Annotated in this window: 5 protein-coding genes; 3 read left to right on the top strand and 2 right to left on the bottom strand. The window is 52.4% G+C overall.

Features of this window, described 5'->3' with window-relative positions:
• The 3 genes from ACOJWD_RS06340 to ACOJWD_RS06330 form a co-directional block, all read left to right on the top strand.
• Positions 1–804: penicillin acylase family protein (locus tag ACOJWD_RS06340; RefSeq protein ID WP_486992381.1), on the top strand; the 804-nt coding region annotated here is incomplete at its 5' end.
• 135 nt (positions 805–939) lie between these two features.
• A complete protein-coding gene (locus ACOJWD_RS06335; RefSeq protein WP_486992380.1) occupies positions 940–1,341 on the top strand; it encodes a MarR family winged helix-turn-helix transcriptional regulator in 402 nt (133 codons plus the stop codon).
• Positions 1,338–2,633 carry an MFS transporter gene (locus ACOJWD_RS06330; protein WP_486992379.1) on the top strand — a complete coding sequence of 432 codons (1,296 nt, stop codon included), beginning with the start codon at positions 1,338–1,340 and terminating at the stop codon, positions 2,631–2,633. The genes ACOJWD_RS06335 and ACOJWD_RS06330 overlap by 4 nt, the downstream gene beginning before the upstream one ends.
• Before the next feature lie 23 nt (positions 2,634–2,656).
• Here ACOJWD_RS06330 and ACOJWD_RS06325 read toward each other — a convergent pair whose 3' ends face one another.
• Together ACOJWD_RS06325 and fdhF are read right to left on the bottom strand one after the other, a co-directional pair.
• Complete coding sequence (locus ACOJWD_RS06325; protein WP_486992378.1) at positions 2,657–3,121, bottom strand: helical membrane plugin domain-containing protein; 465 nt, start codon at positions 3,119–3,121, stop codon at positions 2,657–2,659.
• A complete protein-coding gene (gene fdhF / locus ACOJWD_RS06320) occupies positions 3,114–6,056 on the bottom strand; it encodes a formate dehydrogenase subunit alpha (protein WP_486992377.1) in 2,943 nt (980 codons plus the stop codon). Before fdhF ends, ACOJWD_RS06325 begins: the two co-directional genes overlap by 8 nt.
• Position 6,057 lies beyond the last annotated feature (1 nt).

Below are 6,057 nucleotides of genomic sequence, written 5' to 3'. Positions count from 1 at the left end.
GCCCAACGGATTCATACGCTACTCCGAGAAAATGCTCCCCATGACCCAGCCTCGTATGCACAAATTCAACAGGATGTCTATTCTGAGCCGCTCGATCTTCTGGCCAAACGGTTGCTCGAAGTCCCCTCTATGCCCCAAAATTGGCGATCCATTCTCACCAGTTTTGACGGCCATGCTCGTACCGATTCGGTGGCACCCACACTTTTGTACCTCTGGGCGATGGCAGCCGTGCCAGCGAAAATCCACGCCTCGCTCAGCCAGCCTTTTTTCTCCGATATCCCCCCAGGACTCCCCGGAACGCATCCCTTCCCCGAAAACTTTTGGGCTGGTATGGGAGAGAGACTGGTACCACAATTGCTGCAACGATTTACCACCTTAGACCATCGCACAGCATTTCAGAAAGCTCATCAAACAGGCATTGCCTTCTTCGGACCGGTCATGGAGGAGTGGACCTGGGGCAGAGCCCATCTCATGGAGGCATTTCATCCGTTTCTTCAGGTCAAGGCGACGCGACCCGTCTTTGGCCGACCTGCCATGGCCATCTCGGGGGATTTTTTTACGCCCAATCAGGCTGCCTTTGCGATCGACCCAGACCTTCCCTGGCCCCGTTCTGTAGCCTATCTCCCCAGTTATCGCCAAATCGTCGACCCCCAAGCCATGGCCATGAGCCAGTTCATTCATCTCACAGGACAATCCGGTCACCCGCTCTCGACGCACTACGATGACATGTTATCGCTATATCAATTAGGACAGACGTTGCGCTTGGGAGATGCTATGCGTACCACGCACGTGAGTCCAGGTTAAGATCGCAACGTATATATCGTAGGTTGACGATGGCGTGCCAAGTTCTCGAGCAACTTAGGTAACTTACCTAATTAATGTGATACCATAGAACGGTCGCACAACAGCAATGCTTGATGCAGAAAGGACCCTATCCGTATGAACCACGCCTCAGAAATTGCCCTACAACTCATCGCTCTTCAAGATGCTTTAGGGGGCCGATACGGTGAGCTTTCACGCCCCAAACTGCGGTTGATGATCAAGCTGACTGACGGCGCCGTCAAAATTTCAGATATCGCCGACCGACTGCATATTTCCTCTCCTGCGGTAAGTCAGATGATAGACAAGTTGCAAATGGAAGGGTATGTGACTCGTCATAATTCGAGTGATGACCTAAGAATCGTCAGTATTTCATTGACAGGCAAAGGACAGTCGGCCCTAGAAACGGCTCTGCAATCGTTCCAAGAACGGGTCGATTCGCTCATGACCACTCTCGACAGCGATGAGACACGCATCTTTACTCAACTCCTAATGAAAATGACTGCGGGTGACACGAGATGAGCAAAGTACCCTCTCCGTATTCTGCCAAAGGTTGGATGTCCCTATCCATTGCAGCACGCCAACTTATTGCCGCGCGATTCTTTCGTGCCGTGTCTCAAGGAGCCCTGGCTGTGGACTTCACTCTCTATCTTAAAGTGCGAGGATGGAGTGCCCCTGACGTGGGATTACTGCTCATGGCTGGGGGGCTGTCAGGCGCTGCACTCAGCCTCATGGTCGGTGTGGTCAGTGATCGCATTGGTCGACGCATTTTTCTCCTCATCTATGAAATTGGTCTCATTATCGGTACCGCACTTATCGTCTTTTTCCCGAGTGCCTGGATTTTAGTGTTGGCGGCAGCCTTGTTCGGATTTGGGCGAGGTGCCAACGGTTCATCCGGCCCCTTCGCTCCCGCGGAACAAGCCTGGCTGGCGCAGTCGATTAGTCCTGAACGTCGTGGCAGCATTTTCAGTTTTAATGCGGGACTGCAATTCTGGGGGATGGGATTTGGGTCCCTATTAGCAGCCGTTTTACCTCATATGATTGCTGGTGCACATGGTGCCGCTGCATACCTCCCAATGTTTCTACTCAATCTGCTCATGGCCATCGTAAACCTCATTCAAATTTTGAGTATTCATGAGGCGCCACGTGTGAATGGCCCGATTCGTGAATCCACCCTCGAACAGCGCACTGAGGAAACTAAGGTGACTCGCAGAGAAAATCGCGCCCTCATGTGGCTCACCGTTGTCAATATGGTGAATTCCCTGGGGATCGGCTTAGTGGCTCCGCTGCTGCCCTATTGGTTCAACTTGAAATTTGGAGTCGGCCCGACAGAAATTGGCCCGGTGTATGCACTCACGTTCTTTCTTACAGGCATTTCGTCGCTCGTGGTCGGCCGCGTTTCGGAACGGGTTGGACTCATTAAATCGATTGTGGTGCCGCGAATTTTGGGTGTGGCATTACTAGTCGCCATACCGTTTGTCCCGACCTTTACGATTGCGGCGGTGCTTTATGTCATTCGCTCGATTGTCAATCGTGGATCGGTTGGTGCCAGACAAGCGTTTAGCCTCAGTTTGGTTCGCGATCAACGCCGCGGCTTTGCGAGTAGTTTAAATGCGGTGTCTTGGAGCCTTCCCGCCGCCTTAGGGCCGGCCATCGGCGGATGGCTCATCGGCTCGGGATCGCTTGCTATCCCCTTTATGGCGGCAGCCGTACTACAATTGGGATATGTGGTTCTCTTCCCTACTATCATGGGAAAATATGATACCACCAAACCTAACCGATCCTCGCCCACCGCATCCACTCGACCGTCTTAAACAGCATAAAACGAAGGCCCGCTTCAGCGGGCCTTCTCCCATTCTCCCAAGTGCTGGCCCATCCCCTCAAGAAACCCCATCAGATAGTGAATGGCTCGGGCGACGTCAGGGTTTTTCAACATTCCCATCAGGATCCAAATGGACATTTTTTCGGCCTCAGGAGACGACTCCGCCTTCTCGGCTGACCGAAGTCCTGCATTAAGAGTTGCGGCAAGCGAATTTGCGACTCCCTCAGGCAAGGCTCCGAGCGCCATCAGCAAGGTGACCCCATTTTTAAGTCCTCGCTTAGTCGGCTCAGAGTCTAGTTTTGTCACTAGCTGTTCCATCAAAAGTGTCCGCTCTTCTAGTAAAGCTCGTAAAAATGATAGCACCCCCGCCTCCTCTAGAGAGGATACAATCGCATCCAGGTCGTCTGTTCCCGATCTCTTTGGATCCACCAGTGTTCCAGCCAACACCTGAGGCGCCAGTTTGCTGGTCGGCCTAGCCATGATTTTCGTCCTCCTTAGTCAATGTCACCAATGACTCATAGTCAAGCCGTGCCCACTTTTTCTCAACGTGAACTCCAGGTTGCGGATGACGACGATGGTAGCGCCAATTGCGTTTTGGCAGTGCCTCACCTGGTGTATCCTCGAGCAATTCCAATTTCGCATAGGTGTGCTTATACGCTGGCGTGCGAGTATCGGCATCAAAAATTTCCGGCGTCAAGCGATTGACCGCACCTTCGCCGACGCTGTTCATGGGCAAATAGACCTCATGGCCCTGAACTCGATCGGTAATCACCACGCGCACCCGTACCCGACCTGACGGAGTGACCAGACGAACCCACTGACCATCCACAATATGTCGCTCTTCCCCAAGCTGGGGTGAAATTTCCACGAAAACGTTCGGTACCATGTTCCGGATACCCGGCACCCGATAGGTCAGATTGCCTTCATGAAAATGTTCCAGCAATTGACCATTATTGACCAAAATATCGTACTCCTCTGCCGGCAAAGGGACCTCTCTCAAGGTAATCGGTACCAGATGCGCTTTGCCGTCGTCATGGTGAAATCCATCCTGATAGAGAAGCGGGGTGTCGCGCCCATCCTCAGCCACGGGCCAGTGCAATGTACGATAGCCTTCCAATCGTTCATAACGCACTCCCCGAAAAATCGGGGTCACTTGACTGACCTCATCCATGATGTCTGCCGGGTGGTGATACTCCCAGTGAGCGCCCAGGCGATTCGCAATATCCTGCAAAATCACCCAATCCGGCCGCGCGTCCCCTAAAGGCTCCAATGCTTGATAAAATCGCTGAATGCGCCGTTCAGTGTTTGTAAACGTTCCCTCTTTCTCAAGAGAAGGCACCGCAGGCAAAATGACATCCGCAAATTGCGCCGTTTGTGTCAAGAACACCTCTTGCACCACGAGGAAATTCACCCTCTGCAAGGCCTCTTGCATTCGCTGAATGTCGGTATCCACCAATGCCGTATCCTCACCGACAATATAGAGCGCATGGAGCTTTCCATCCAGAACCCCATCGGCGATTTCTGTATTGCTTAATCCGGGACTGGCATGAAGTGGAGCCCCTCCCCAAACGGCGTGGCAACGCTCACGCGCCTCGGCGTCACTGACCTCTTGATAGCCAGGCAAATATTTCGGTTTGGCGCCAAAATCGCTCGCCCCTTGCACATTATTGTGCCCTCTCAGGGGATAGCCTCCAGTCCCAGCACGACCAATATTGCCGGTCAAAATGAGTAAATTCGCGATCGCCAAGGACGCTTGAGCACCATTCCCTTGTTGCGTGATGCCCATGGCCCAAAGTATCGCCACCGATTTGGCCTCGTGAATCATCTGCGCTAGTTCTTCAATGACTGCGCGGCTAACTCCCGTGACAGCTTCCACGCGATCCAACGTGTATTCATCTAAGGAGGCTAAGTATTCTTTCACGCCCCGCACCGATTCATGCAAAAACTCTTCATCGAGCCAGTGCTGGTCCGCCAAATACTTTTGGAGTCCCAATAGCAAATAGGGGTCTGAACCGCTCTGTGGATGGATATAGAGGTCTGCCCGTTCGGCCATTTCGTGTTTCCGAACATCAATGACCACCAATTTTTGGCCATGTAGCTTGTGGGCTCGCTTCACTCGGGTCGCAAAGACCGGGTGTGACTCCGCCGTATTACTTCCGATAGTGATCACCAGTTCAGCAGCCTCAATATCTTTCAGAGTACCGCTATCCGCCCCATACCCCACGGTTTCACTCAACCCTAAGGTCGCCGGATCCTGACAATAGGTAGAATCGTTATCCACATTATTGGTCCCGATCACGGCCCGAGCTAATTTTTGAACCAAGTACGCTTCTTCATTGGACGCCTTGGACGAGGCCACAAACATCAGCGAATCGGCGCCGTGTTGTTGCTTGGTTTCAGACATCTTGCGGGCGACCAGCGAAAGCGCCTCGTCCCATGACGCCTCCGCAAAACCATCTTCGTGGCGGATGAGTGGTTTGGTGAGCCGTTCAGGACTATTCACGAAGTCCCAACCAAATTTGCCTTTCACACAGGTAGAGACACTATTCACCGGGGCTTCTAGGGGAGGTTCGATTTGTAAGATGTGTCGATTATGCGTCCAGACATTAAAGGAACAGCCGACGCCACAATAGGTACAAACGGTTTTGGTCTTCTTGATGCGAGCCTTTCGCATCGTCGACTCCATGTCCGAGAGAGCAAACACCGGGCCCATCGATGGCTCGATTCCCTCAACCAAATCAATCATTGGCAATAAAATTTTCGGGTCCATACCCGTCAGAAAACCAGCCTCACCTATCATCGTCTTTTCCATCAAGGCGTTGCAGGGACAAACTGTCACACAATGGCCGCACGATACGCAGGAGGACTCGCCGATAGGTTGATTGTTGTCCCAGATCACCCGGGGACGAGGAAGACTCCAATCAATCGAGAGGGTCTCATTCACTTCGAGATTTTGGCACGCCTCCACACATCGTCCACATAAGATGCACTGATTCACATCGTATTGGTAGAACGGGTTAGTCTCGTCTACCGGCGGATAGGGCTTGGGCGTATACGGAATGGTCTGATGTTCGATCTGTAAAAGTTCCGTAGTGTTATGCACGGTACAATCCCCGTTATTGTTGTCGCATACGGTGCAATATAAGCGATGATTCCCCAAGATGCGCTGCATCGCTTCGGTTTCTCGCGATTTCACCGTCTCGGTATCGGTCACCACCACCATATTCTCTGTGACAACGGTCGCGCAAGCGCGCCCATATTCCCCGTTCACTTCTACAATGCATGTATCACAGGTCTGAATCGGCCCCAGGATTGGTAAGTAGCAGACATGGGGAATTTCTATGCCAATTGTTAAGTGAACATCGATGAGCCGATCTCCCTGGGACACAGCTACATCTTGTCCGTTGATCGAAATC

Source organism: Sulfobacillus sp. TH-112, from assembly GCF_057473405.1.
The sequence above is the reverse complement of the archived record's forward strand: the minus strand, read 5'-3'. Positions and strand labels throughout refer to the sequence as shown.